This is a genomic window from Nocardioides sp. GCM10028917, assembly GCF_042666175.1.
Classification (GTDB): domain Bacteria; phylum Actinomycetota; class Actinomycetes; order Propionibacteriales; family Nocardioidaceae; genus Nocardioides.
Window position 1 is genome coordinate 235,123 of record NZ_JBHTFL010000007.1, and the last position, 25,317, is coordinate 260,439.

At 72.1% G+C, this 25,317-nt stretch carries 22 protein-coding genes and 1 tRNA gene; 9 read left to right on the forward strand and 14 right to left on the reverse strand.

The features are described 5' to 3' along the window. Positions 1 to 2 precede the first annotated feature (2 nt). Positions 3 to 78, forward strand: a tRNA-Arg gene (locus tag ACFQW6_RS10520). A 39-nt stretch (positions 79 to 117) separates the two neighbouring features. Here ACFQW6_RS10520 and ACFQW6_RS10525 read toward each other — a convergent pair. Both ACFQW6_RS10525 and ACFQW6_RS10530 read right to left on the reverse strand, forming a co-directional pair. Then, on the reverse strand, positions 118 to 1,017 hold the full coding sequence (locus ACFQW6_RS10525; RefSeq protein WP_378544273.1) for a CHAD domain-containing protein: 900 nt from the start codon (positions 1,015 to 1,017) through the stop codon (positions 118 to 120). 22 nt (positions 1,018 to 1,039) lie between these two features. Continuing rightward, the gene (locus ACFQW6_RS10530; RefSeq protein ID WP_378544276.1) at positions 1,040 to 2,230 is read right to left on the reverse strand and encodes a saccharopine dehydrogenase family protein; all 1,191 of its coding nucleotides are present in this window, start codon (positions 2,228 to 2,230) and stop codon (positions 1,040 to 1,042) included. 52 nt (positions 2,231 to 2,282) lie between these two features. On the opposite strand from ACFQW6_RS10530, the gene ACFQW6_RS10535 reads away from it, so the two are divergent. Genes ACFQW6_RS10535 through ACFQW6_RS10545 form a run of 3 tightly spaced genes read left to right on the forward strand, consistent with a single transcriptional unit; the run spans position 2,283 to position 5,282 of the window. Next, positions 2,283 to 4,154 carry a beta-propeller domain-containing protein gene (locus ACFQW6_RS10535; protein ID WP_378544279.1) on the forward strand — a complete coding sequence of 624 codons (1,872 nt, stop codon included), beginning with the start codon at positions 2,283 to 2,285 and terminating at the stop codon, positions 4,152 to 4,154. Between the two features lie 31 nt (positions 4,155 to 4,185). Then, positions 4,186 to 4,452 (forward strand): DUF2277 domain-containing protein, encoded by a 267-nt coding sequence (locus tag ACFQW6_RS10540; RefSeq protein WP_191193261.1) that lies wholly within the window; start codon positions 4,186 to 4,188, stop codon positions 4,450 to 4,452. Beyond that, positions 4,449 to 5,282, forward strand: coding sequence for a Sir2 family NAD-dependent protein deacetylase (locus ACFQW6_RS10545; protein ID WP_378544283.1), 834 nt, complete (start codon positions 4,449 to 4,451; stop codon positions 5,280 to 5,282). The genes ACFQW6_RS10540 and ACFQW6_RS10545 overlap by 4 nt, the downstream gene beginning before the upstream one ends. Here the strand turns inward: ACFQW6_RS10545 and ACFQW6_RS10550 are convergent. Beyond that, positions 5,279 to 5,959: a metal-dependent transcriptional regulator gene (locus ACFQW6_RS10550; protein ID WP_378544286.1), complete on the reverse strand. Its 681-nt coding sequence runs from the start codon at positions 5,957 to 5,959 to the stop codon at positions 5,279 to 5,281. The two genes, ACFQW6_RS10545 and ACFQW6_RS10550, sit on opposite strands and share 4 nt — an antisense overlap. A gap of 62 nt (positions 5,960 to 6,021) precedes the next feature. Between ACFQW6_RS10550 and ACFQW6_RS10555 the strand changes: the two genes are divergently transcribed. After that, positions 6,022 to 6,813 (forward strand): hypothetical protein, encoded by a 792-nt coding sequence (locus ACFQW6_RS10555; protein WP_378544289.1) that lies wholly within the window; start codon positions 6,022 to 6,024, stop codon positions 6,811 to 6,813. 34 nt (positions 6,814 to 6,847) lie between these two features. Next, positions 6,848 to 8,452 (forward strand): glycoside hydrolase family 13 protein, encoded by a 1,605-nt coding sequence (locus tag ACFQW6_RS10560; protein ID WP_378544292.1) that lies wholly within the window; start codon positions 6,848 to 6,850, stop codon positions 8,450 to 8,452. Between the two features lie 141 nt (positions 8,453 to 8,593). Here ACFQW6_RS10560 and ACFQW6_RS10565 read toward each other — a convergent pair whose 3' ends face one another. The 5 genes from ACFQW6_RS10565 to ACFQW6_RS10585 form a co-directional block, all read right to left on the reverse strand. Further along, a complete protein-coding gene (locus tag ACFQW6_RS10565) occupies positions 8,594 to 9,052 on the reverse strand; it encodes a MarR family winged helix-turn-helix transcriptional regulator (protein WP_378544295.1) in 459 nt (152 codons plus the stop codon). Next, positions 9,049 to 10,614: an MDR family MFS transporter gene (locus ACFQW6_RS10570; protein WP_378544298.1), complete on the reverse strand. Its 1,566-nt coding sequence runs from the start codon at positions 10,612 to 10,614 to the stop codon at positions 9,049 to 9,051. The genes ACFQW6_RS10565 and ACFQW6_RS10570 overlap by 4 nt, the downstream gene beginning before the upstream one ends. A gap of 569 nt (positions 10,615 to 11,183) precedes the next feature. After that, positions 11,184 to 13,208, reverse strand: coding sequence for an ABC transporter ATP-binding protein (locus ACFQW6_RS10575; RefSeq protein ID WP_378544301.1), 2,025 nt, complete (start codon positions 13,206 to 13,208; stop codon positions 11,184 to 11,186). Beyond that, entirely contained in the window at positions 13,205 to 14,938 is a 1,734-nt protein-coding gene (locus ACFQW6_RS10580; protein ID WP_378544304.1) for an ABC transporter ATP-binding protein, read from the reverse strand. The genes ACFQW6_RS10575 and ACFQW6_RS10580 overlap by 4 nt, the downstream gene beginning before the upstream one ends. Then, positions 14,939 to 15,526 (reverse strand): TetR/AcrR family transcriptional regulator, encoded by a 588-nt coding sequence (locus ACFQW6_RS10585; RefSeq protein WP_378544307.1) that lies wholly within the window; start codon positions 15,524 to 15,526, stop codon positions 14,939 to 14,941. Between the two features lie 83 nt (positions 15,527 to 15,609). Between ACFQW6_RS10585 and ACFQW6_RS10590 the strand changes: the two genes are divergently transcribed. Next, on the forward strand, positions 15,610 to 18,522 hold the full coding sequence (locus tag ACFQW6_RS10590; protein WP_378544310.1) for a hypothetical protein: 2,913 nt from the start codon (positions 15,610 to 15,612) through the stop codon (positions 18,520 to 18,522). A gap of 7 nt (positions 18,523 to 18,529) precedes the next feature. Here ACFQW6_RS10590 and ACFQW6_RS10595 read toward each other — a convergent pair whose 3' ends face one another. Together ACFQW6_RS10595 and pdxH are read right to left on the reverse strand one after the other, a co-directional pair. Further along, positions 18,530 to 19,489, reverse strand: coding sequence for an ATP-binding protein (locus ACFQW6_RS10595; protein ID WP_378544313.1), 960 nt, complete (start codon positions 19,487 to 19,489; stop codon positions 18,530 to 18,532). A gap of 91 nt (positions 19,490 to 19,580) precedes the next feature. Next, positions 19,581 to 20,219: a pyridoxamine 5'-phosphate oxidase gene (gene pdxH, locus ACFQW6_RS10600; protein WP_378544316.1), complete on the reverse strand. Its 639-nt coding sequence runs from the start codon at positions 20,217 to 20,219 to the stop codon at positions 19,581 to 19,583. 53 nt (positions 20,220 to 20,272) lie between these two features. On the opposite strand from pdxH, the gene ACFQW6_RS10605 reads away from it, so the two are divergent. Further along, on the forward strand, positions 20,273 to 21,376 hold the full coding sequence (locus tag ACFQW6_RS10605; protein ID WP_378544319.1) for a citrate synthase 2: 1,104 nt from the start codon (positions 20,273 to 20,275) through the stop codon (positions 21,374 to 21,376). A 19-nt stretch (positions 21,377 to 21,395) separates the two neighbouring features. On the opposite strand, the gene ACFQW6_RS10610 is transcribed toward ACFQW6_RS10605, so the two are convergent. From ACFQW6_RS10610 to ACFQW6_RS10620, 3 genes are all read right to left on the reverse strand, one after another. Further along, the gene (locus tag ACFQW6_RS10610) at positions 21,396 to 22,034 is read right to left on the reverse strand and encodes a hypothetical protein (protein ID WP_378544322.1); all 639 of its coding nucleotides are present in this window, start codon (positions 22,032 to 22,034) and stop codon (positions 21,396 to 21,398) included. Between the two features lie 87 nt (positions 22,035 to 22,121). Continuing rightward, entirely contained in the window at positions 22,122 to 22,487 is a 366-nt protein-coding gene (locus tag ACFQW6_RS10615) for a thiol-disulfide oxidoreductase DCC family protein (RefSeq protein WP_378544325.1), read from the reverse strand. A gap of 22 nt (positions 22,488 to 22,509) precedes the next feature. Then, complete coding sequence (locus ACFQW6_RS10620; RefSeq protein ID WP_378544328.1) at positions 22,510 to 23,004, reverse strand: GNAT family N-acetyltransferase; 495 nt, start codon at positions 23,002 to 23,004, stop codon at positions 22,510 to 22,512. 105 nt (positions 23,005 to 23,109) lie between these two features. Here ACFQW6_RS10620 and serC point away from each other — a divergent pair, with 105 nt between their 5' ends. Beyond that, positions 23,110 to 24,246 carry a phosphoserine transaminase gene (serC, locus tag ACFQW6_RS10625; protein WP_378544331.1) on the forward strand — a complete coding sequence of 379 codons (1,137 nt, stop codon included), beginning with the start codon at positions 23,110 to 23,112 and terminating at the stop codon, positions 24,244 to 24,246. Between the two features lie 71 nt (positions 24,247 to 24,317). On the opposite strand, the gene ACFQW6_RS10630 is transcribed toward serC, so the two are convergent. Then, a complete protein-coding gene (locus ACFQW6_RS10630) occupies positions 24,318 to 25,313 on the reverse strand; it encodes a DNA topoisomerase IB (RefSeq protein WP_378544334.1) in 996 nt (331 codons plus the stop codon). Positions 25,314 to 25,317: the final 4 nt, after the last annotated feature.

Below are 25,317 nucleotides of genomic sequence, written 5' to 3' on the forward strand. Positions count from 1 at the left end.
ACGCCCCAGTAGCTCAGTGGATAGAGCAGCCGCCTCCTAAGCGAAAGGTCGCAAGTTCGACTCTTGCCTGGGGCACCAGACCAGATGTATTGCTTCGCCTGATGGGTGACGTCCGGCCTAGCCGGCGTCGCGCTTCCGGATCCTGCGGGCCTTCACGTGGGCCCACGCGCGGTCGAAGTCCTCGGTCGCCGCTGCCGCACGGGCTTCCTCGATCGCGTGCAACCGCCCGAGGGTGAACCCGTTCATGCCCTCGACGTGCATGCGCCCTCCGTGCTCGCGCAGGAACCTGCGCGACATCACCGTGTCCTGGTGCTCGCCCAGCGCCTGCTGCACCTGCTTGGCAGAGGAGGCCAGCTTCTTCGCCCGCTTTCCCAGAGCCGGGACCGCCAGCTCGGCGGCGTACCGCAGCCGCTTCGCCTTCTTCCGTGCGTCGTGCAGAGCTGCATCGCGGGCCTCGCCCGCCCCGGGCTGCCGAGCGGCACGGACGGCGCGTCGCAGGCGCTTGGCGTCGCGGCGGACCAGGCGAGGGAGCACGTCGCGCGCCGGCATGTCCCCTTCCGCCGTCATGGGGAGGTCGCGCACGAGGGCGTCGAGGTCGTCCAGCAGGCGGAGGTAGCGGGTGTCCTCCAGCGCCTCGAGCGCATGCGCGCGCCCGTGCTGCTCCGCGGCGCTCAGCTCGTCGTCGATGAGGACGTCCACCGGACCCATCACGAGCTCGGGGGGTTGGGTCGACACGAGGCGTCTGAGTCGCTCACGAAGCATCTGGGCATCGCGGGCGCCGCTCAACTCGCGCCCGAGCCAGCGCAGGTCGTCACTGAGCGCGTCGGTGCTCGCCTCGAACAGCGGCTGGCACGTCCGAAGCGTCGTTCGGAGCCGTCGCGCGGTAATGCGCATCTTGTGGACGCCGCTCGTCTCGCCCGACCGGACGCGTGCCTCCTGCGCGCGCAACCGAGCGAGGTTGTCGGCCAGGTGGGCGCACACCAGCTCGGCAGCCGTCGCGTCCCGTTCGACCGTCATCGCCCCATCATCCGGCAGCGGGTCAGCCGGCGAGCGTCTCGAACGCGATCCCAGCCTTCTGCAACCGGTCGAGCAACGCGTCTCCCATGGCCTGGGCCGGCGTGACCTGCCCCGCAGTCTCGGGATTGTCGTCGAGGGCGAGGCACAGCGCCGCCTCGGCGAGCATCTTGGCCGTCTCGGTGTAGCCCGGGTCGCCGCCGGACACGCGGGTGCGGACGGTCTGCTCGCCGGCCTGACCGAGGAAGTCGACGGTGAACCACGACTTCGCGCGCTTGGCGTCGTCGGGCCCTGAGCCCTGCGGCACCTTGGACGTGATGAGCTCGCGCAGTGGCTTCACCTGCGCGGCCAGGGTCAGCGCGCCGACCCCGACGGCCCCGCCGGCGGCGTAGCGCAGGGTCTTCGTGCCGGCCCAGTGGGAGTAGCGGAACTTCGGACCGTACGACGCCAGGGCGGCGCCGGTGCGGGCCACGATGATCGGGTCGATGGTCGGCAGCGGGAGCAGCCAGTAGCCGAGCACCGGGTCGCGGTGGGGCTTGCCGCGCACCGCGCGCGACGACCGGCCCTCGGGTCGCGCCTCGGCGCGCCGGCGGGCGGCGTACGTCGCTCGCACCTGCTTGGCCCGGGCGAGCTGCTCCATCGCGGAGTGGAAGGTGCCGCCGGAGAACGTGCCGCCGGACCGGACGACGCCGCGCACCGTGATCGGCTCGTCGTCCGGCAGCTGCTGCACGGTGTAGTAGGCGCCCAGGTCGTGCGGGATCGAGTCGAAGCCGCAGGCGTGGACGAGGCGGGCGCCGGTGCGCACCGCGGTCTGGTGGTGCTCGAGGAACATCCGGTCCACGAACTCCGGCTCGCCGGTGAGGTCGAGGTAGTCGGTGCCGGCCTCGGCGCAGGCGGCGACCAGCGGGGCGCCGTGCTCGAGGTAGGGCCCGATCGTCGTGGCGACCACGCGCGCGCGGCGGGCGATGTCGGACAGGGCCGCGGCGTCGGTCGAGTCGGCGACCAGGACCTCGACGTCGCTCGCCCCGACCTCGGCGAGACGCCGGCGTACGGCCTCGAGCTTCTCGGCGTTGCGTCCGGCGATCGCCCACCGCAGCCCGGCCGGCGCAACATCGGCGAGGTAGTCGGCGGTGAGCCCGCCGGTGAACCCGGTGGCGCCGAAGAGGACGAGGTCCAGGTCGCGGTCGGGCTGGCTGTCGGCGCGGCGGTCGCTCATCGCGCCATCGTGTCACGCGGAACCACGCCCGCCGGGGGCCCGTCCCACCGCCATGCCCACTGCGCAGCGCGTTCGCAACCTCGTCACCGGTACCACGGTCGTCACCGCCCTCGCCGCAGCCGTCGGCGTCGGCTACGCGCTGGGCAACGACCCCGACGGCGGCGGTCGCCCGCCCGCCTCGCCGCCGATCGTGCTCGCCAACGCCGACCTCACGGTCGCCGCGGGGTGCGACGAGCTCCTCGACTCCTACGTCGACCGGGCGCTCGAGGAGGTCGGCCCCTACGGCTGGGGCGGTGGGGTCGTGTACGACGTCATGACCAGCTCGGACGCCGGCGCTGCGGCCGCGCCGAGCTCGGAGGCCGCCCGGTCGACCGTGTCGACCTCCCGCAGCACCAGCAACGAGTCCGGCACCAACGTCCAGGAGGCCGGCGTCGACGAGGCCGACGTGGTGAAGGTGTCCGGCAGCCTGCTCCTGCGGCTGCGCGACGGCGAGCTGCTGGCGTACGACGTCTCCGGCGACGAGCCGCGCCTGCTCTCCTCCACCGCCCTCGAGGACGCCCGCGGCGGCGGGTGGGTCGGCGATCCCGGCGGGGAGATGGTCCTCGTCGACGGGCGCGCGGTGGTCCTCGGCACCTCGACGGACGGGACGTCGACCACGATCACCACGGTCGACCTCGCCGATCCCACCGCGCCCACCGTCGTCGACGCGACCACGGTCAGCGGCCGCGCGTCGGCGGTGCGCCTGCACGACGACGTGGTGCGCGTCGTGCTGCAGAACGGTCTGCCCGAGCTCGACTTCTCCGCCCCCGACGGCGCCTTCGGCCAGCTCCGGGCGCGGCTGCGCAACCGCGCCCTCGTGCGCGACACCACCCTGGCCGACTGGCTCCCCACGATCGACGGCGCACCGGTCGTCGACTGCGAGGACGTTGCGATCCCCGAGGACGAGCTGGCGCTGGGCACCACCACCCTGCTGGCCTTCGACCCCGCCGAGCCGACCGCGCGCACGACCACGGCCGTGGCCACCGACTCCACCATCTCGTACTTCTCGACCGACCGGTTCTACCTCGCCGCGTCCGCATCCTCGTGGGGCTGGATCGACTGCATGGACTGCCGCCCGACCGACGTTCCCAGCACCGACGGCACCACGCCCCTCTTCGCGTTCGCCCTCGACGGGACCGACGCGACGTACGTCGCCTCGGGCGATGTCGAGGGGAGCATCGCGGACCGCTGGTCGATGGACTCCGTGGGCGGCTCGCTCCGCGTCGCGGTCGGCCCGAGCAGCGAGACCGGCAACTTCAACTCGGTGCTGACGCTCCGCGAGGAGGGCTCGGACCTCGTCGAGGACGGACGGGTCGACCAGCTCGGCGTCGGCGAGGAGATCAAGTCGGTGCGGTGGTTCGACGACCTCGCGATCGTGGTCACCTTCCGGCAGACCGACCCGCTCTACGCGATCAACCTCAGCGACCCGACCGCGCCGCGCCTGGTGGGCGAGCTGAAGATCCCCGGGTTCTCCGAGTACCTCCACCCGCTCGGCGAGCAGCGGCTCATCGGGATGGGCCAGGACGCCACGCTCGACGGCGTCACCCGTGGCGCACAGGCGGCCCTCTTCGACGTCACCGACCTCGCCGACCCGCGCCAGCTCGACGTCGTCCGCTACGACGAGGCCACGCAGGCCGTCGCGGCGACCGACCCGCGCCAGTTCACCTGGCTGCCCGAGCAGCGCACGGTCCTCACCGTCGTCAGCCAGGGGTGGACCGGCACCACCGGCTGGGTCTCGGTCCTCTCGCTGGCCGACGGGTCGATGAGCAACCGGATGGTCGAGGTGGAGCACGGCACCGACGTCGCCGACGTACGCCTCGTGCCCCTCGCCTCCGGCAAGGTCGCGCTGGTGACGGGCGAGGACGTGTCGTTCTTCGCCCTGTGAGCCGGGCCCACCGCGTCGTACCCTCGGAGCCATGTGCCGCAACATCCGCCCGCTCAACAACTTCGAGCCGCCCGCGACGCGTGACGAGGTCACCGCGGCCGCCCTGCAGTACGTGCGCAAGGTGGCCGGCACGACGAAGCCGTCGCAGGCCAACGAGGAGGTCTTCTACGCCGCGGTGAAGGAGATCGCCCACATCACCGAGCACCTGCTCGACGACCTCGTCACCGCCGCCCCGCCGAAGAACCGCGACGTCGAGGCGGCCAAGGCCCGCGCCCGCGCCCAGGCGCGCTACGCGTGACCCTCACGGCCCGCCTCTCCGCCGAGGACGAGGCGCTCGACCTGCTCGCCTCGCGGCCGCTGGTCGTGCTGACCGGCGCCGGGCTGTCCACCGACTCCGGGATCCCCGACTACCGTGGCCCGGGCGCGCCGACGCGTGCGCCGATGACCTACCAGGAGTTCGTCGGCACCCCCGGGGCGCAGCAGCGCTACTGGGCCCGCAGCCACCTCGGCTGGCAGCGGATGGGCCGTGCCGAGCCCAACGCCGGGCACCACGCCCTCGCCCGGCTCGACCCCGAGCTGCTCATCACCCAGAACGTCGACGGCCTGCACGAGGCCGCCGAGTCACGCCGCCTCGTCGCGCTGCACGGCCGCGTCGCCGACGTCGTCTGCCTGACCTGTCGTACGACGTCCTCCCGCGCCGCGCTCGAGCGCGAGCTCGACGCCCTCAACCCCGGCTGGCTCGAGCGGCACGGCTGGGTGGAGTCGCGCCCTGACGGCGACGTCGACCTCGACGACACCCACGACTTCGTGGTGCCGCGCTGCCCGTGCGGCGGGCCGCTCAAGCCCGACGTGGTCTTCTTCGGCGAGAACGTGCCGCCCGACCGGGTGGCGCGCTGCTACGCGGCCGTCGAAGGGCTCGGCAGCTCCGGGGCGCTGCTCGTCGCGGGGTCGTCGCTGACCGTGATGAGCGGGCTGCGGTTCGTCAAGCGGGCGGCCCAGGCCGGGACGCCGATCGTCATCGTGAACCGTGGCGTGACCCGCGGCGACGCGTTGGCGTCGTACAAGCTCGAGGTGGGCTGCAGCGAGTTCCTCGCCGCGCTCGCCGAGCGATCTCGACCGTCGGCCTAGCGGCGCACGAAGATGTGCTCGGCCGCCTCGACGACGAGCTCGGCGGTCTCGCCGCCCGAGCCGATGAGGATGCCCTCCTCGGTGCGGGCGATCGTGACGGTCTTGCCGGGGAGCGCCCCGACGCGGCGGAGCAGGCCCATCAGCTCCTCGTCCTTCTGCATCTCCTCGGAGATCCGCTTGACGTGGACGCGCTGGTCCGCAGGCCCCGCAGCGCCCGAGAGCGGCTCGACGTTGTCCATGAAGTCCTCGCCGCCGACGTCGCCCAGCTCGTCCAGCCCCGGGATCGGGTTGCCGTAGGGCGACTCCGTCGGGTGGTCGAGCAGCTCGAGGAGCCGGCGCTCGACGGTCTCCGACATCACGTGCTCCCAGCGGCACGCCTCGGCGTGGACGAGCTCCCAGTCGAGTCCGATGACGTCGGTCAACAGCCGCTCCGCGAGGCGGTGCTTGCGCATGACGCGGGTGGCCAGGCGCTGGCCCTCGTCGGTGAGCTCGAGGTGGCGGTCGCCCTGCACGGTGAGCAGGCCGTCGCGCTCCATCCGGGCCACGGTCTGCGACACGGTCGGGCCGGACTGGTGCAGCCGCTCGGCGATGCGGGCACGCAGCGGCACGATGCCCTCCTCCACGAGCTCGTAGATCGTGCGGAGGTACATCTCGGTGGTGTCGATCAGGTCACTCACGCTGGTCATTGTGTCCCATCCGGCAACTGCGACCCGCATGCACGTCATGGCACAGTGAACCGGTGACCGAGCTCATCGTGCCCCGACGCTTCTGCGGACCTCCCGACTCCGGCAACGGCGGCTGGACCGCGGGCTCGCTGGCGGCCCTCGACGAGGCCGACGCGCCCGACGACCACCGCGGCAGCTGGCCGCCGATCGAGGTGTCGCTGCGGCAACCGCCGCCCCTCGACACCCCGCTCGACGTGACCGCCGAGGCGGGCGTCACGACCGCGTCGTTCGGCGGAGCTCCGATCGCGACGGCGCACCGCGTCGACCGGACGCTCGCCGACGTGGACCCGGTCGCGCCGGACGACGCCGCCTCGGCCTCGTCGTCGTACCCGGGTCACACGTTCCACCCCTTCCCCACCTGCTTCGCGTGCGGCACGGCACGCGAGGAGGCCGACGGGCTGCGGATCTTCCCCGGCCCGGTCGGCGAGGGCGCCGACGGCCATCGCGTCGCAGCTCCCTGGACGCCGCACCCGAGCCTCCACGAGGACTGGCACACCTACGTCGACGAGCACCCCCGCGCGTCGGTCGCCGCCACGTGGGCGGCGCTCGACTGCATCGGCGGCTGGGCCGGCGACCTGACGGAGCGGCTCATGGTGCTCGGGCGGATGACGGCGCGCATCGACGACCTGCCGGTGATCGGGGAGCCGCACGTCGTGGTCGGCGAGGGCCGCGGCCGGGACGGTCGCAAGACCTTCACCGCCTCGACGCTGTACGACGCCGACGGCCGCGTCGTGGCCACCGCCGAGCACACCTGGGTCGCCGTCGACCCGGCGCTGTTCGGTGGCCGGGTCCCGTCCTCGGATTGACCGGCCCCGCCACCGGTTTGAGAGGATGGCGCGCATGGCTGATTTGAACGATCCAACGACGTACTGGTGGCGCAACGCGGTCATCTACCAGGTTTACGTCCGCAGCTTCGCCGACAGCGACGGCGACGGCATCGGCGACCTGCCGGGCATCACCTCGCGCCTGCCGCACCTCGCCGACCTCGGCGTCGACGCCCTGTGGATCACACCGTTCTACACCTCCCCGCAGCACGACCACGGCTACGACGTCGCCGACTACCGCGACGTCGACCCGCTCTTCGGCTCGCTGTCGGACGCCGACGACCTGGTCGCGCGCGCCCACGAGCTCGGCCTGCGCGTCGTGGTCGACCTGGTGCCCAACCACACGTCCGACCAGCACGAGTGGTTCCAGGCGGCCCTCGCCGCCGGTCCCGGCAGCCCCGAGCGCGGCCGCTACCTCTTCCGCGACAGCCCCGCTGGGAAGGAGGACGGCACCCCGCCCAACAACTGGGAGTCGGTCTTCGGTGGCCCGGCGTGGACGCAGGTCGACGACGGCCAGTGGTACCTCCACCTCTTCGACTCGACGCAGCCCGACCTCGACTGGCGCAACCCCGAGGTTCCGGCGATGTTCGAGGACGTCCTGCGCTTCTGGCTCGACCGCGGCGTCGACGGGTTCCGCGTCGACGTGGCGCACGGGCTGTTCAAGGAGGAAAGCCTCCGCGACCAGGTGGTCGCCGAGGGCGGCCGCGCCAGCTCCGGCCAGGTCAACACCGACCACTCGATGGTCTCGCGCGACCTCAAGGACGAGCCCATGTGGGACCAGCCGGAGGTCCACGACGTCTACCGCGCGTGGCACCGCGTCCTCGACGAGGCCGGACCGGACCGGATGGCCGTGGCCGAAGCCTGGACCCAGACGCCCGAGTCGATGGCCGCCTTCGTGCGCCCCGACGAGCTCGACCAGGCCTTCAACTTCGCCTGGCTGCTCGCCGACTGGTCGGCCGAGGCCTTCGCGACCGTCATCACTGACACCCTCGCCGCGGTCGAGCCGGTCGGCGCCTCGCCGACCTGGGTGCTCAGCAACCACGACGTCGTACGCCACGTGACGCGCTACGGCGGCGGCGCGCAGGGTCTCGCCCGCGGCCGCGCCGCGACGCTGGCGATGCTCGCGCTGCCCGGCTCCAGCTATCTCTACCAGGGCGAGGAGCTCGGCCTCGAGCAGGTCGACGTCGCCCCGGAGGACCGGCAGGACCCGTCCTACCTCCGCACCGGCGAGGTCGGCCGCGACGGCTGCCGCGTGCCGATCCCGTGGGGTGGCGACGAGGCGCCGTACGCCTTCGGGCCGGGCACCGGCCAGCCGTGGATCCCGCAGCCCGCCGACTGGGCCTCGCTCACCGTCGACGCCCAGACCGGCGCCGAGGGCTCGACGCTCGAGTTCTACCGTGCCGCGCTCGCGGCGCGCCGCGAGTTCGCCTGGACCGCCGGCGACGAGGTCGAGCTGCTCGACCTCGGCGCCGACGTGCTGGCGTTCCGGCGCGGTCCCGTCACGGTCGTGCTGAACTGCGGCGAGACCGCCATCGAGCTCCCAGCCGGCGAGCTGCTGCTGTCCAGCGGCCCCGTCGACGACGGCAAGCTGCCGGGCGACACCGCGGCCTGGCTGCGCTGACACACGCCCTCGAACGACGCCGCCTCCGTCGCTGCGTCATACGGATCGGTACCCATGGGTGCGGGTCCGCATGACGTCGGCGCCGGAGGCGGTGGTGTCTGGCGGTGGTGGCTGGCGGTGGTGGCTGGCGGTGGCGGTCGGTCAGTCGTCGCTGAGCGCGCGGTTGTACGCCGCCAGCTGGTCGCCGAACCCGGCGAGGTCCTCGTCGCTCCAGGCGGACAGCCGCTCGTCGAACCGGTCGCTGCGGTGGCGGGTCATCGCCCCCAGCCGCGCGCGGCCCTCGTCGCTGGCGTCCAGCAGGACGGCCCGCCGGTCGTCGGCCGCTGGTCGGCGCTCGACGAGACCGAGGTCGACCAGCGTCTGCACCTGCCTGCTGACGCCGCCCTTGTCCATCCCGAACGCGTCGGACAGGTCGGCGGCGCGCAGCGGGCCGTGCTGCGCCAGGTGGGCGAGGATGAAGTACGTCATCGGGTGCAGCTCGGGGTGGACCTCGCGGGCCCGCTCCCCCATGACGCGCTTGACGCGCCGGATCAGCGTCCCGACCTCGGCCTCGATGCGGCGCAGGTCGTCGTACCTCGTGGTGGTCACGGTGCTGATCATGCCCGCGGAGCCTCCGCCATGAGCTCGTCCTCGCGCTTCACCGACGTGCGCAGGGGCACCTCCTTGATGAAGAGGACGGCGATCAGGGCGCCGACCGCGAACGGCAGGGCCACCAGGAAGATGTGACCGGTCGCGTCGCCGAAGGCGCTCTCGAAGATCGCCCGGACCGGCGCCGGCATGTCGGACACGTCCGGGATGCCGCCCGTGTCGTGGGAGACGGCCGAGGCGTACTCCGGGTGGATGGTCAGCAGCTTCGTCAGGCCGGACTCGACCGCGTCGGCGACCTGGTGGGCCAGCACGGCGCCGAGGGCGGCGATGCCGATCGAGCCGCCGAGGGAGCGGAAGAACGCGACGACCGACGAGCCAGCGCCCATGTCGGAGAGGGCGATGGTGTTCTGCACCGCGAGCACGAGGTTCTGCATCGTGGCGCCGAGACCCAGGCCGAGGACGGCCATGAAGAGGCCGGTGCGCCACAGCGGGGTGGAGGCGTCGATGGTGGCGAGCAGGCCGATCCCGGCGATGACGGCGACCATGCCGCCGACGAGCCAGCGCTTCCACACGCCCGTGTTGGAGATGACCCGGCCGCTGACGATGCTCGAGACGAGCAGGCCGCCGACCATGCAGATCGACATCAGGCCGGCCTCGGTCGGGCTCATGTCCTTCGCGCGCTGAAAGTAGAGACTCAGGTAGACCGTCGAGCCGAACATCGCGACGCCGATCAGCACCGACGCGACGGTCGCGAGGGTGAGGGTGCGCTCGCGGAACAGGCGCAGCGGGATCACCGGGTCGACCGCGACGTGGGCCTCCACGTGGATCGCCAGGGCCACCACGACGACGGCGGCGACGACGAGCAGGCCGCTGGTCCAGGAGATCCAGTCGAAGTTGTTGCCACCGAGGGACATCCAGATCAGCAGGATGGAGACACCGCCGACCAGCAGGAAGGCGCCGAGGTAGTCGATGGAGACGTCCCGCTTGACCACGGGGAGGTGCAGAGTGCGCTGCAGGACCACGAAGGCGAGCGCCGCGACGGGGAGCCCGGCGAAGAAGCACCAGCGCCAGCCGACCGTGTCGACCAGGACGCCACCGACCAGCGGCCCGCTCACGGTCGCGAGGGCGAAGACCGCGCCGATGTAGCCGCTGTAGCGACCGCGCTCCCGCGGGGACACCATCGTGGCGATGACGACCTGGACCAGTGCGGTGAGACCACCGACGCCCAGGCCCTGGACGACGCGGGCGCCGATGAGCACCTCCATCGACGGGGCGAAGCCCGCGATGAGGGAGCCGACGGAGAAGATCACCAGCGCGCTCTGCACGAGGGTCTTCTTGTTGAACATGTCGGCGAACTTGCCCCAGATCGGCGTGGTCGCCGTCATCGCGAGCATGGTCGCGACGACGACCCAGGTGTAGCCGGTCTGGCTTCCGTTCAGGTCGTCGACGATGGTCGGCAGCGCGTTGCTGACGATCGTGCTGGACAGCATCGCGACGAACATCGCGAGGAGGAGGCCGCTGAGGGCCTCGAGCACCTCGCGGTGCGTCATCTCGCCGCTCTGCTCGGCGGTCACGGGGGGAGCCTGGGTCACTGCAGTCCTTCGTTCGGTTGCGATCGGCAATAGTTGCTCACCACAACCATACCGGTGGGGACTTTGTTCCGCCATCCGGCGGCGACGAGACCTGGCTCACCTCGCGCGGGCGGCGGCGATCCGTCGTACGGCGGGTCGGACGACCACAACCGTTGAGCCCGCTGCCGGCCGCGGCTCTGGCCTTCTGTCGGCCGGCGACTTCTGGTCGTCCGGCGCGCCGACCTCTCGACAGTGAGTCGCTGGGCGACTCAACGTGCATCCCGGGCGTGTCGGCGGGCGTCGTACGCCGGGCCGGGGCGGGCGCACGGAGCGGAAATGCAGCGACCCGCAGGCCTGCTGCCCCTCTGGGAGGGGCCCCGGGGGATGACACCGGGAGCCTGCGGGTCGGGTGGCTGCGATGGATTCGCCGGCAGCTGTCGGCGGACCGGGCTGCCTTAGCGGGCAGCCACCTCACTCATCCGAAAAGAACTCATTCTTCGGATCACCTCCCTTCTGTGTGCGACAACCGTACGTCGGCCCGCGGAGGTGGACAACGGGTTAACCGACCGACCTCAGACCACGACGTCCTCGACGGCCGCCTCGAACTGCGAGCGATAGAGCCGGGCGTAGGCGCCGTCCGCCTCGAGCAGCTGCTCGTGCGAGCCCTGCTCGACGATGGAGCCGTCCTCCATGACGAGGATCAGGTCCGCGTCGCGGATCGTGGAGAGACGGTGCGCGATCACGAACGACGTCCGGTCCGAGCGCAGCGCAGCCATCGCCTGCTGGAGCAGCAGCTCGGTGCGCGTGTCGACCGACGAGGTTGCCTCGTCGAGGATGAGCAGCGCCGGATCGGACAGGAAGGCGCGCGCGATCGTCACCAGCTGGCGCTCGCCTGCCGAGAGGTTCGAGCCGTCCTCGTCGATGACCGTGTCGTAGCCGTCGGGCAGCGAGTGGACGAAGCGGTCGACGAAGGTGGCCCGCGCGGCCTCGAGGATCTCCTCCTCTGTGGCGTCCGGCCGGCCGTAGGCGATGTTGTCGCGGATCGTGCCGGCGAAGAGCCAGGTGTCCTGGAGCACCATCCCGATCCGGCCGCGCAGCACGCCGCGCGGGATCGAGGTGATGTCGACGCCGTCGATGAGGATGCGGCCCGACTGCGGGTCGTAGAAGCGCATCACCAGGTTGACCATCGTCGTCTTGCCGGCGCCCGTGGGACCGACGATCGCGACCGTGTGGCCGGGCTCGGCCACGAGGGACAGGTGCTCGATGAGCGGCCGCTCCGGGTCGTAGGAGAACGACACGTCGTCGAAGCGCACCTCGCCCCGCGCGTCCGCGGCAGAGGCCGGGTGGCCGGTCGCGTCGGCCGACTCCTCCTCGGCGTCGAGCAGCTCGAAGACGCGCTCCGCGGACGCGACGCCGGACTGGAGCAGGTTGAGCATCGAGGCCACCTGCGTCAGCGGCTGGGTGAACTGGCGCGAGTACTGGATGAACGCCTGCACGTCACCGAGCGACATGGTCCCGCTGGCCACCCGGAGACCGCCGATGACAGCGATGACGACGTAGTTCAGGTTCCCGACGAACATCATGATCGGCATGATCAGCCCGCTGACGAACTGGGCGCCGTACGACGCCTGGTAGAGCTCGTCGTTCTGCTCGGCGAACACCCGCTCAGCCTCGTGCTGCCGCCCGAAGACCTTGACGATCGCGTGCCCGGAGAACGTCTCCTCGATGTGGGCGTTGAGCGTGCCGGTGCGTCGCCACTGCTGGATGAACATCCCCTGCGAGCGCTTCATCACCGCACCGGTGATGAACATCGCGATCGGCACCGAGACCAGCGCGACCGCCGCCAGCAGCGGCGAGATCCAGAACATCATCGCCAGCACCGCGAAGACGGTGAGCACCGAGTTGAGCATCTGGCTCATCGTCTGCTGCAGCGTCTGGCTCACGTTGTCGATGTCGTTGGTGACGCGGCTGAGCAGCTCGCCGCGCGGCTGCTTGTCGAAGTAGCCCAGCGGCAGCCGGTGCACCTTGTCCTCGACCTCGGAACGCATCCGCAGCACAGTGCCCTGCACGACGTCGTTGAGGAGGTAGCCGCCGAGGAACGCCAGCAGCGACGCGGCGACGTAGACGACGAGCACGACCAGCAGCACGTCGGCGACGGCAGAGAAGTCGACGCCGTCGGTGAGGTCCATCGACGCGAGCATGTCGGCCTGGTTGTCCTCGCCACGGCCGCGCAGCGCCTCGATGGCCTGCTCCTGCGTCGCCCCGGACGCCAGCACGTCCTTGCCGATCAGCCCCGCGAAGATCAGGTCGGTCGCCCGGCCGAGGATCCACGGACCGACGGCGGTGGCGACGACGCTGAGCAGCGTCAGCGCCAGGACGGCGTACGCCTTGTGGCGCTCCGGGTGCAGCCGGGCGAGCAGGCGCTTGAGCGAGGGCCAGAACGTGTCGGCCTTCTGCCCGATCATGCCGCCACCCATGGGGCCACGGCCGGGGCCGCCCGGCCCGGACTGGACGCGCTCGGTCTCCTTCAGCTGGCCGTCCTTCGCCGGGGCCTCCGGCTCGGCCCGGCTGGTGCTCAACGTCTCGGGGCTGTTCATGCCACCTCCTCGGCGGTCAGCTGGGACTCGACGATCTCCCGGTAGGTCGTGCAGGTCTTCAGCAGCTCGTCATGGCTGCCGCTGCCGACGACGGCGCCGTCCTCCATCACCACGATCCGGTCGGCATGGCGGATCGTCGCGACGCGTTGGGCCACGATCACCACCGTCGACTCCCGTGTCACCGGCCGCAGTGCGGCCCGCAGCCGGGCGTCGGTCGTCAGGTCGAGCGCCGAGAACGAGTCGTCGAACAGGTAGATCTCCGGGCGGCGGATCACCGCGCGCGCGATCGCCATGCGTTGGCGCTGCCCGCCGCTGAGGCTGGTCCCCCCCTGGGCCACCTCGGACTGCAGCCCGTCGGGCATCGCCTCGACGAACTCCCGCGCCTGGGCGATCTCGAGCGCCGCCCACATCTCCTCGTCGGTCGCGTCGGGCTTGCCGTAGCGCAGGTTGTCGGCGATGGTCCCGCGGAAGAGGAAGGCCTTCTGCGGCACCAGGCCGAGCCGGGACCACAGCGTCTCGGGGTCGATGTCGCGCACGTCGACCCCGCCGACGCGCACCACTCCCCCGGTCGCGTCGAAGAGGCGCGGGACGAGGTTGACGAGCGTCGACTTGCCGGCGCCGGTGGACCCGACGATCGCCAGTGTCTCCCCCGGACGGGCCGTCAGCGTGACCTCACGCAGCACCGGCTCGTCGGCACCGGGATAGGCGAAGGTGACCGCGTCGAGGTCGAGGGCGAGGCGCGCGGGCAGCTCGGTGACGGCGTCGGCCGGCGGGACCACCGACGACTCGGTGTCGAGGACCTCGGTGATCCGGTCGGCGCACACCGCGGCGCGCGGCACCATCATCAGCATGAACATCGCCATCATCACCGACATGACGATCTGCATCAGGTAGGAGATGTAGGCGGTCAGTGCGCCGACCTCCATGTGGCCCGCCTCGACGCGGTGCCCGCCGAACCACAGCACCCCGACGGTCGCGACGTTGGCCACGATCATCACCGTCGGGAACATCGCGGCCTGCCAGCGGCCGGCGCGGATCGCGACCTCGGTCAGCTGCGCGTTGGCGTCGGCGAAGCGCGTCGTTTCGTGCTGCTCGCGCACGAACGCCCGCACCACGCGGACGCCGGTGATCTGCTCGCGGAGCAGCCGGTTGACCTCGTCGATGCGCTCCTGCATCAGCCGGAAGCTCGGCACCATCTGGCGGATGATGAGCCCGATGGAGATGCCGAGGACCGGCACCACGGCGAGGACCAGCCAGGACAGGCCGATGTCCTCACGGGCGGCCATGATGATGCCGCCGACCATCATGATCGGGGCCGCGACCATGAGGGTGCCGCCCATCAGCACGAGCATCTGCACCTGCTGCACGTCGTTGGTCTCGCGGGTGATCAGCGACGGGGCACCGAAGTGCTGCACCTCGCGGGCCGAGAACGAGCCGACGCGACCGAAGATGGCGGCCCGGAGGTCGCGGCCGAAGCCCATGGCGTTGCGGGCGGAGAACCACACCGCCGCGATCGAGCAGACGACCTGCACGAGCGAGACCGCGAGCATCAGACCGCCGTAGCGCACGATGTAGCCGGTGTCGCCGGTGACGACGCCGTTGTCGATGATGTCGGCGTTGAGGCTGGGCAGGGAGAGCGCGGCCATCGTGCCGACGAACTGGAGCGCGACGACGGCGGCCAGCGGGGCGGCGTACGGCCTGAGGTAGGTGCGGACGAGTCGGAGCAGCATTCAGGAGTCCTTCTTCTGCTGGGGCTTGAGCACGCCGTTGAGGACGGTGTCGACGATCTCCTCGGCGGACAGCGGATGGCCGTCGGAGATGTGGGGATGGGTGCCGGAGAAGGTCAGCAGCCTGACCATGTGCATCAGCCGGCTCGGCGGCACACGCAGGGAGTCGCGGTGCCGCTCGGCCAGCCCTTCGAGGATCGCGGCCACCCGCTCGCGCTCGACCTCCATGTGCCGGTGGGCCTTGGGTGGTCCCACCATCCCCATCCGCGTCATCAGCTGGAACACCCGGGCGAAGCGCCGCTGGAAGAGCTCGACGACCTCCAGCAGCATGGCACCGAGCTCCTGGTCGGGATCGACCTGCTGGAGCTGGGCGATGAACGGGTCGAGGTCGAGGGCGTGCTCGAGGGCCGCCAGGACCAGGTCGTCCTTGGAGTCGAAGACCCGGAAGATCGTCCCCTCGGCGATGCCGGCGGCGTCGGCGATCTGCCGGGTGGTCACCGCGCGCCCGTGCTCGAGCAGCAGGGGGACGGTGGCGTCGACGAGCGCGGCGCGGCGGTCGTCGGGCGAGAGGGGCTTGGCGCGAGGTGGCACGCCCTCCATCGTAATGAGTGAGCACTCACTCACCAAGTCGGTTTCTCCGCCCACGCGGGCACGACCCTCACTAGAGTGCGCTCGTGATGAAGCGGGCGGTCCAGGTCGTCCTCACCGTCCTCGTGCTCGGAGCGCTCGGCGCGGCGACGGCGTACGGCATCTCGAGCGCGCTGGGGATCCGGGTCGAGCCCAAGGACGTGCCGGTGGAGGCGCTGCGCGCGGCACCGCCGAGGGAGCCCGTCGTTCCTCCGCGCGTCCGCGTCACGGCACCCGACGGCGTACGCCTGGACGCCGCGCGGGCCGAGCTGCGCGACGCGACCGCCGACGGCGAGGGGACGGCGACCCTGCGGGTCGGCTTCGGCGAGGGTGACCCCGACGACGACTCGTACCGCCTGACGGGCACCGCCGACCGGCTGCGGATCCGGGCGGCGTCCGAGACCGGGGCGGTCCGGGGCGTCTACGACCTCGCCGAGGCCGCGTGGGCGCACCGTCCGCTCACCGAGCGGCTCGGCGGGACCGTCACCTCCCGGCTGCCGTTCCGGATGGTCGACCTCGGCGCGGCGGGGGTCGACCCCGACCCCGGGCAGTGGCGCGGCGGCACCGACTACTCCCACTACTCGCGCGCGTTCGAGGACGTCCTGCTGCCCGATGCGCCGTGGATCGACGAGGCGGCCCTCGGCGATGCCCGCGAGGACCTCCACGACTTCGCCGAGCACGTGCTCGCGCAGGGCTACAACGCCGTGACCGTGCCCGGCTTCCTGGAGTACGTCACCTTCGCCGAGGTGCCGGAGGTCTACGCCGACGACCCGGAGTACGTCGCCCGGGCGGAGGCGGTGCGGGACGCGTTCGGCCCGCTGTGGGCCGAGCTCGACGAGCTGGGCCTCGACGTCTACCTCCGCACCGACATGCTCGTGCTCAGCACGCCGCTGGAGCGCCACCTCACCGAGCGGTTCGACCTCGACCCGACCGACCCCGGGCTCTGGGGCGTCTACGAGGCCGCGCTCGACGAGCTCTACGCCGAGCTCCCGCAGCTGTCCGGGGTCGTGCTGCGCATCGGCGAGGGCGGGTCGATCTACAACACTCCGGGCATCGACTACTTCTCCGAGATCACGGTGACCACGGCGCCCGCCGTCCGGGCGATGCTCGACGCCTTCACCGGCCAGGCGGAGCGCGCCGACAAGGACGTCGTGTTCCGGACGTGGAGCGTCGGCGTGGGTGCGGTGGGCGACATGCACACCAACCCCGAGTCGTACGACGAGGTGCTCGCGGGCGTCGACTCCCCGCGCCTCGTGGTGTCGACGAAGTACAGCCTGGGCGACTTCTACTCGTGGCTCCCGCTCAACGAGACGCTCGAGCAGGGCAGCCAACGACGCATCGTCGAGCTGCAGAGCCGGCGCGAGTTCGAGTCGTTCGGAACGGTCCCCAACGACCTCGGCGTGCTCCACCAGCTCGCGCTGCGCCGCTTCCTCGCCGCGAACCCGCACGTCGAGGGGGTCTGGACGTGGACCCAGGACGGCGGTCCGTGGCGCGCCGGGCCGAGATCACTGCTGCTGATCACCGGCTTCTGGCAGCTCTACGACCTCAACACCGAGGTCGCCGGTCGACTGGCGCGCGACCCGGACGCCGACCCCGCCGAGCTCACCGCCGACTGGGTGCGGCGCTGGCTCTCCACCGACCCCGACACGGTCGCGAAGGTCACCCAGGCCCTCGCTCTCTCGCGTGAGGCCGTCACCCATGGGCAGTACGTCCCGCAGTTCGCCGAGGTGCGCGCCTTCGCCCTCGGCCTCGAGCCCCCGCCGCAGATGCTGCTGTTCGAGTGGGACATCCTCACCGGCGACAGCGCGGTCCTCGACGTCCTCTACGCCGTCACGCGCGACTCCGGGCCGGGCGGGGTGACGGAGGCGATCGACGACGGGCAGCACGCGATCGACGTCGCCACGACCATGCGCGACCTCGTCGCGGGCACCGACGAGGCGACCTACCGCGACCCGGCGCTGCGCGAGCAGCTGCTCGCCTCGCTCGACTACCAGGTCGACCTGCACGCCCTGCTCGGCGCCTACCGCGAGATGGTGCTGCGCCACGCGCAGTGGCTCGACACCGGCGAGGGCCGCCACGTCTGGGAGTCCGCCCGTCAGAGGTTCGACGCCGCCGCGGTGCGGCACGAGGAGACGTACGGCGACGACCTGGCCCTGCCGGCCTACAACCTCACCGCCGCCCGGATCGGCGAGGAGCGCGCGGCCCGCGACCTCCCGATGGCGTGGCTCGCCCGCGGCGGCCTGGTGGCGCTCCTGCTCGGGCTCGGCCTGACCCGCACGGGCCGCACCCTCGTCCGCACCGCGCTCACGCCGTGGCGCGACCCCGGCCCGGTGTCGCGATGGCTGGTGGTGGCGCTGCCGGTGGCCGCCGTGGCGTGGAGCCGCCTGGTGCTCACCTGGTTCCTGGCACCGAGCCACCTGCTCGCCGTCGGCCTCGGGTGGGGCGTGCTCGGCTCGGTCGTCGCCGTCGCGACGTGGCGCACCCGCTCGTGGCACGTCGCGACCGCGGTCGGCGGCGCGGTGGTCCTCCGCTCGCTGCTGCTGCTCGCGGTCCTGGCCTGGCGGGGTCCGGGTGGCTACTGGTTCGTCTTCTGGACCGAGCCGCTCGTGCGGGCGGCGTACGTCGTGGTGGCGGTCGTCCTGGCCGGCTGGGTCCTCACGGCCCTGGTGTGGTCGCTGGCCGCTCGGTCCGTCAGCCGGCGGGCCGCGGCGGCGGCGGCCGGCACCGTCGGGGGCGTGATGCTCGCGCTGGGCGCCCTGCTCGCAGCGGTCGGCCTCGAGGATGCGCTGACCGTCTGGAACGACCAGCTCGCACTGCTCCCGTGGGGCATGGCGCGCATCCTCGGGATCACGACGTTCCTCGGCATCCCCACCGCCCTGCCCACCTGGCTCGCAGCGGCCGGAGCCGGTGTGGTGGTCGCTGCGCTCGCCCTGGGCCTGCCGCGCCGGCGCGCCGCCTGATCGACCCTCAGGCCGCCGGGGTGGCGGCCAGCCACTCCGGCCAGGACACCGGCGCCGCTCCCCTGCTCGTCTGCCCGACCACCTCGTGGGTCATCCAGGCCCGCAGCGCCCGCAGCTCGGCCGGGGACGCCAACGTCAGCAACCGCCCCTCCTCGCACAGCCGGTCGGCCCGGGCGACGGCCCGTTGCAGCTGCTCGACCAGCACGCCGAACTCGCGCGGCATGGCCATCTCGACGTCGACGTGCTCGAGGTGCTCCTCCCGTGCCTGCTCGGCGGCCCGGCGACCGGTGAGCCGGGCGTGCGTGGGCGAGACCAGGAGTCCCCGGATCTCCTCGGCGATGGCGGCCGACTCGCTGTTGTGCTCGTCGACCGCCAGCAGCTGCAGCTCGCGGATCAGCTCGTCGAGGTGGCTGTCCTGCCGAAGGCTCAGCGCGACCGGGCACTGCACCAGGCGGACGAGCGCCCAGCCCGGCGGCAGGTCGCCGTCCGGGGGTCCGACGTCCGGCGCGGCGCGCTCCGGGTCGAGAGCGGCGTGCGCCGCTCCGCCGTTCAGGAGGTCGGCCCACACCCGTTTGCCACGAGCGGTCTGGTCGACGCCCCAGCGTCCGGCCAGCATGGCGACGATGGTCAGCCCGCGGCCCGTGGCGTCGAGCTCGTCCCAGGAGAGGCCGTCGCTGCCGAGTGTCCGCGCAAGCACGGCCTCGACCCCCACGGGTCCGTCGTCCTCGACGGCGACGCGTACGCCGGCGGCGGCGTCGGCGGTCCGCTCGAGCGTCACGTGCATGAACTCCGCGCTGGCGTGGAGCGCCGCGTTGCTCGACAGCTCGCTGGCCACGAGCTCGCCGGTGTCGACCAGCCCACCCTCGCCCCAGGCGGTCAGGCCGTCCGCCACGAAGCGGCGCGCGGCGGGGACGCTGGCTGCGTCCGCGGCCAGTCGCACCTGCAACCTGCTCGACGCACCATGCATGGATCCGAACCTAGACCCACGAGCCGCCGTCCACACGCGAGAATTCGCCGAGATTTGCCGCGCTTGGTCGCGCTGCCCCGGCTCGTCGTGCTCAGGGGGCGAGACGCTCCGTGGTCCAGCCGTCCTCGCCGCGCCGGTAGACCAGGCGGTCGTGCATCCGGCTCGGACGTCCCTGCCAGAACTCCACGACCTCCGGCCGCACCCGGTAGCCGCCCCACTCCGGCGGCACCGGCACCGGACCGTCGTCGCCGAAGCGCTCCTGCACCCGGGCGTACGACGCCGCCAGCGCGGCGCGCGAGGCGACGGGACGCGACTGGTCCGAGGCCCACGCCCCCAGCTGGGCGCCACGGGGGCGGGAGCGGAAGTAGGCCTCGACCTCGTCGTCCGGGATCACCGATGCGGCGCCCTCGACGCGGACCTGCCGCTCGAGCGGGTGCCACGGGAACAGCAGCGCGCACCGCGGGTCGGCGGCCAGCTCCGCGCCCTTGCGGGACGCGCGGTTGGTGTAGAAGACGAAGCCGTCGGGACCGACACCCTTGAGCAGCACCATCCGGCTCGACGGCCCACCCTCGGGCGTCGCCGTGGAGAGCACCATCGCGTTGGGCTCGTGCACCCCGGCCTCGACGGCCTGGCGGAGCCAACGCTCGAACATCTCGATCGGCTCGGCGGCCAGGTCGGGCAGGTCCAACCCGCCGCGGCCGTACTCCTCGCGCAGTCCGGACAGGTCCATGTCACGACCCTAGTGGGGCGCGAGGAACGAGCACCGGGTGCACAATGACCGCCATGACCGAGATCCAGCACGGCCTCGAAGGTGTCGTCGCGTTCGAGACGCAGATCGCCGAGCCCGACAAGGAGGGCTCGGCCCTCCGCTACCGCGGCGTCGACATCGAGGAGCTGGTCGGCCGCGTCCCGTTCGAGAACGTCTGGGGCCTGCTCGTCGACGGCTCCTACACGCCCGGCCTGCCGCCGGCCGAGCCGTACAACATCTCGATCCACACCGGCGACGTCCGGGCCGACGTGCAGGCCGCGGTGGCGATGCTCGCGCCGATGCTCGGCATGGGCCAGACCTACGACATCTCCGACGAGCAGGCGCGCCTCGACCTGTCGCGCGTCGCCGTCATGGTGCTGTCGTACGCCGCCCAGTCGGCGCGTGGCCTCGGCAGGCCGGTCGTCACCCAGGCCGAGGTCGACCAGGGCCGGACCCTCGCCGAGCGCTTCCTGATCCGGTGGCGCGGCGAGGCGGACCCCCAGCACGCCCACGCGATCGACGCCTGGTCGTCCGCGGCCGAGCACGGCATGAACGCCTCCACCTTCACCGCCCGCGTCATCACCTCCACCGGCGCCGACGTGGCGGCGGCGTTCTCCGGGGCCATCGGCGCGATGTCGGGCCCCCTCCACGGCGGCGCGCCGTCGCGGGTGCTCGGGATGATCGAGGAGGTCGAGAAGCGCGACGGCGACGCGTCGTCGTACGTCAAGGAGCTGCTCGACAACGGCGAGCGGCTGATGGGCTTCGGCCACCGCGTCTACCGCGCCGAGGACCCACGGGCGCGCGTGCTGCGGCGCACCGCCCGCGAGCTCGACGCCCCGCGCTACGAGGTCGCCGAGGCGCTGGAGAAGGCAGCGCTGGAGGAGCTGCGCGCGCGCCGTCCCGACCGGGTCCTCGAGACCAACGTCGAGTTCTGGGCGGCCATCGTCCTCGACTTCGCCGAGGTGCCGGCGCACATGTTCACCTCGATGTTCACCTGCGCCCGCACCGGCGGGTGGTCGGCGCACATCCTCGAGCAGAAGACCACGGGTCGCCTGATCCGTCCGTCCGCGGTCTACGCGGGTCCGAGCACGCGCCCGGCCGACGAGGTTGAGGGATGGGACGCGGGCTGGGGGAAGTGATCCAGCGGGGGGGTCGCGGTCAGGCGGGCGGCGGCACCTGCGCGTAGTACCAGGACGTCGTGCCCTTCGCGCCCTGGCGCGTCAGCGAGACGTGCAGGTGGTCACGGTGCCGCAGGGTCGGTGAGCAGGTGCGCCGCGAGCGGCAGCCCGAGCTCAGGTAGCGCTTGGGCACGAACCCGTCGTAGGAGGCGTACATCGTGTCGTCCCAGATGATGTACATGATCCCCATTCGGCGCGCGAGCGCGTGCGGCTGGCCGGTGTCGTCGGGCGCGAGGACCTCGTCGAGCAGGGCGGCGGCGAGCGCCGCTTCGGTGGGGTCGGTCGCGTCGAGGAGCCAGTCGAAGGCCCGGGACTCCTTGTGCTCGCTGCGGGTCGAGCCGGCGCACGTCCGGCTGATCGGGCCGTAGCCGCCCCCGCGTGCGACGAGCCAGTCGGCCAGCATCAGCACGCCCGGCTTCGGCGTGCGCCGGCAGGACGTCTGCGGCTGGTAGCCGGCGTACGGCTCCATCGGCATGAGGAACGGCGCCGATGCCGTGACGGTCCCGCGGCGACTGCTGGCGGCGTCGGCCGAGGCCGCGGTGAGGCTGCCGGCGAGCAGCCCCAGGAGCAGGGTGCAGATCCCCCCGACGAGCGCGGCAGCGCGCAGTGACGCTCGCATCGAGTCGTCCCACCTTCCCCTGTGATCACGTGTGGCACAGGGACCGTAAGCGGCCCCACGAGCCACCGTCCGGGGATCGTCAGAACATCAACGCTGTAGTTCGCAGGCGGCCGTCCCCCCGGGCAGGCGGTGCCGGTTGGCGGCCACCCAGGCGTACGCACGGCGGGCGATCGGGTCGATCGGACGGGACTCGATCAGCCGTCCCACGACGCGCCAGGGCACCGGCCCCGTCCGGAGGATCGAGGCGAAGGCGCGGTGGCCGTAGTCGACCCGGCCGTCCGGGTGGACGTACGGCATCTCGACCACCGCGCGCACCGGGTCGACGCCCAACGCCTCGAGGTCGGCGGCCTGGACGGTCGAGCGGTCGACGTCGACCCCGAGCCTCGGCACCAGGCGGCCGGTGCGCATGCAGAAGCCGCAGTCGGCGTCGTTCAGCATCAGTCCGCGGGTCACGCGGGCAAGGCTACGTCGGGGATCAGATCCGGCGGCCGAAGCAGCGGCTCAGCTCGGAGCCGCAGTAGTAGCCGAAGCCGGGGATCGGCTCGTAGCCGGACGACAGGTAGAGCTCGATGGCCTCCGGCTGCTTCATCCCGGTCTCCAGGACGAGCGCCTGGATCCCGGCGTCCGCCGCCGTCGCCTCGAGGTGGGCCAGCATCCGCCGCGCGACCCCGCGGCGCTGCGCCGCCGGGACGACGTACATCCGCTTGACCTCCGCAGTGACGTCGGCGCCGAGAGCGGTGACCGACGACCGTCGCCAGGCGCCGGTCGCGACCGGGACGCCGTCGAGGTAGCCGACGAAGAACTGCCCGAGCGGGTCCTCGAAGTCGCGCGGGTCGACCGGCGACTCGTCGCGGCCGCCGTAGCGGGCGACGTACTCCTCCTGCACGGCCTCGACCAGCAGCTGGGAGTCGGGGTGCGTGATCGGGAGTCGCGCGATGCGCAGTGCAGTGACGGTCGGTCGGTCAGGCACGCGTGGAATCCCCCGATGTGAGATGCGGTCGAGCAGGTGACAGGATAGGACCCGCTGACAGCGTCGTCAGGACCGACCGTTCCGCACCCCACGTGAGGCCATTCGATGACCGACGCCCAGACCGATCACACGCTGAAGATCCCCGCGGACCTCCTCCCCGCCGACGGCCGCTTCGGCGCCGGACCGTCCAAGATCCAGACCAGCCACCTCGACGCGCTCGCTGCGACCGGCTCGACGCTGATGGGCACGTCCCACCGGCAGGCCCCGGTGAGGAAGACGGTCGGCCGGGTCCGGGAGGGTCTCGCGGCGCTGTTCGACCTGCCCGAGGGCTACGAGGTCGTGCTCGGCAACGGTGGCGCGACCGCCTTCTGGGACATCGCCTGCTTCGGCCTCATCCGCGAGAAGAGCCAGCACCTGGCGTTCGGTGAGTTCTCCTCCAAGTTCGCCACGTCTGCCAAGAAGGCGCCGTGGCTCACGGACCCGACGGTCCTCAGCAGCGAGCCGGGCTCGCGTCCCGACGCGGTCGCCGAGGACGGCGTCGACGCCTATGCGTGGGCCCACAACGAGACCTCGACCGCGGTGATGGCGCCGGTGCTCCGCCCGGCCGGCGTGGCCGACGACGCGCTGGTGATGGTCGACGCCACCTCCGGCGCCGGCGGCCTGCCCGTCGACCTCGACCAGGTCGACGCCTACTACTTCGCCCCGCAGAAGTGCTTCGCCTCCGACGGTGGCCTCTGGATCGCCCTGATGTCGCCGCGGGCGCTGGCCCGCGCCGAGGAGATCGCGGCGAGCGACCGCTACGTGCCGCCCTTCTTCGACCTGCCGACCGCGATCGACAACTCGTCGAAGAACCAGACCTACAACACCCCAGCGGTGGCCACGCTCTTCCTGATGGCCGAGCAGCTCGACTGGATGAACAGCCAGGGCGGGCTCAAGGGCATGGTCGAGCGCACGACCGCCAGCTCGGACGCGCTCTACGGCTGGGCGGAGCGCACCTCCTACACGACGCCGTACGTCACCGAGCCGGCCGACCGGTCGCTGGTGATCGGCACCATCGACTTCGACGACTCGATCGACGCCGCCGCGATCGCCGCCACGCTGAGAGCCAACGGCATCGTCGACACCGAGCCCTACCGCAAGCTCGGCCGCAACCAGCTGCGGATCGCGATGTACCCCGCGATCGACCCGGCCGACGTCGAGACGCTCACCGCCGCGATCGACCACGTCGTCGCCAACAGCTGAGAAGGGCGCTCAGGCGCCCGTCCGCCGGTCGAGGAGGGCGCCCTGCGCCCGTCACGAGACCTGCGCCGTGCTCAGGCTGCCAGCAGCTTGAGCACGGCGCGCTCGAGCGCCGCCTGCCGCGCGTCGTCGGTCTCGTAGGAGCCGCGGACCTTGACTGTCCGGCCCCGCTCGTAGGCCTCGACGACCCGGGGGTCGACGTACGACGTGCGCGCCAGGGTCGGGGTGTTGCCGAGGAACTCCGAGACCTCCTTCATCGCCGCGGACACCGCGCGCTTGCGGGAGGCCTTGGTCTGTCCGGGCTCGTCGGTGTCGGCGAGCGCGGCGGCGGCGATGACCGTGGCGTGCCAGGTGCGGAAGTCCTTAGCCGTCGCGTCGATGCCGAAGCACCCGCGGATGTAGTCGTTGACGTCGGAGGACGAGAGGTCGCGCCAGGTGCGACCGTCCTTCCACGCCAGCAGCCGATCGCCACCACCGCGCCGGCGACGCATCACGTCGAGTGCCTCGATCGCCGCCTTGTCGTCGATGTCGATGTCGTGCTCGATGCCGGACTTCCCCACGAAGCGGAAGCGCAGCGCCGAGCCGCGTCGCGACACGTGCTCGCGCAGCAGCGTGGTGAGGCCGAAGGAGCCGTTGGTGTCGGTGTAGACGTCGTTGCCGATGCGGAAGTAGCCCAGGTCGAGCAGGCGTACGGCGACGGCGCACGCGCGCTCCTGCGACATCCCCTCGGCACCGATGTCGGTCAGCACCCGTTCGCGGGCCTTGGACAGCGCCTTGCCGAAGCCGAGGATCCGGTCGAACTTGGCCGCGTCGCGACTGGCGCGCCACTGCGGGTGGTAGAGGTACTGACGGCGACCGGCGTCGTCGGTGCCGACCGCCTGCAGGTGGCCGTTCGGGTGGGGCGTGATCCACACGTCCTTCCACGCCGGTGGGATTACCAGGTCCTTGCAGCGCTGCACCTGCTCGGCGTCGAGGCGGTTGCCGTGCTCGTCGAGGTAGACGAAGCCCTTGCCGGACCGGCGGCGGGTCCAGCCGGGCTGGTCGGGGAACGTACGCCTCAGTCGCGGCATGCGG

What these genes read in the sequence shown, in the direction of transcription:
- ACFQW6_RS10540 (WP_191193261.1), top strand. Translation starts at nt 4,186, where the DNA reads ATGTGCCGCAACATCCGCCCGCTCAACAACTTCGAGCCGCCCGCGACG.
- ACFQW6_RS10525 (WP_378544273.1), bottom strand. Translation starts at nt 1,017, where the DNA reads ATGACGGTCGAACGGGACGCGACGGCTGCCGAGCTGGTGTGCGCCCAC.
- ACFQW6_RS10610 (WP_378544322.1), bottom strand. Translation starts at nt 22,034, where the DNA reads ATGCGAGCGTCACTGCGCGCTGCCGCGCTCGTCGGGGGGATCTGCACC.
- serC (WP_378544331.1), top strand. Translation starts at nt 23,110, where the DNA reads ATGACCGACGCCCAGACCGATCACACGCTGAAGATCCCCGCGGACCTC.
- ACFQW6_RS10595 (WP_378544313.1), bottom strand. Translation starts at nt 19,489, where the DNA reads ATGCATGGTGCGTCGAGCAGGTTGCAGGTGCGACTGGCCGCGGACGCA.
- ACFQW6_RS10575 (WP_378544301.1), bottom strand. Translation starts at nt 13,208, where the DNA reads ATGAACAGCCCCGAGACGTTGAGCACCAGCCGGGCCGAGCCGGAGGCC.
- ACFQW6_RS10535 (WP_378544279.1), top strand. Translation starts at nt 2,283, where the DNA reads ATGCCCACTGCGCAGCGCGTTCGCAACCTCGTCACCGGTACCACGGTC.
- ACFQW6_RS10530 (WP_378544276.1), bottom strand. Translation starts at nt 2,230, where the DNA reads ATGAGCGACCGCCGCGCCGACAGCCAGCCCGACCGCGACCTGGACCTC.
- ACFQW6_RS10630 (WP_378544334.1), bottom strand. Translation starts at nt 25,313, where the DNA reads ATGCCGCGACTGAGGCGTACGTTCCCCGACCAGCCCGGCTGGACCCGC.
- ACFQW6_RS10605 (WP_378544319.1), top strand. Translation starts at nt 20,273, where the DNA reads ATGACCGAGATCCAGCACGGCCTCGAAGGTGTCGTCGCGTTCGAGACG.
- pdxH (WP_378544316.1), bottom strand. Translation starts at nt 20,219, where the DNA reads ATGGACCTGTCCGGACTGCGCGAGGAGTACGGCCGCGGCGGGTTGGAC.
- ACFQW6_RS10560 (WP_378544292.1), top strand. Translation starts at nt 6,848, where the DNA reads ATGGCTGATTTGAACGATCCAACGACGTACTGGTGGCGCAACGCGGTC.
- ACFQW6_RS10580 (WP_378544304.1), bottom strand. Translation starts at nt 14,938, where the DNA reads ATGCTGCTCCGACTCGTCCGCACCTACCTCAGGCCGTACGCCGCCCCG.
- ACFQW6_RS10565 (WP_378544295.1), bottom strand. Translation starts at nt 9,052, where the DNA reads ATGATCAGCACCGTGACCACCACGAGGTACGACGACCTGCGCCGCATC.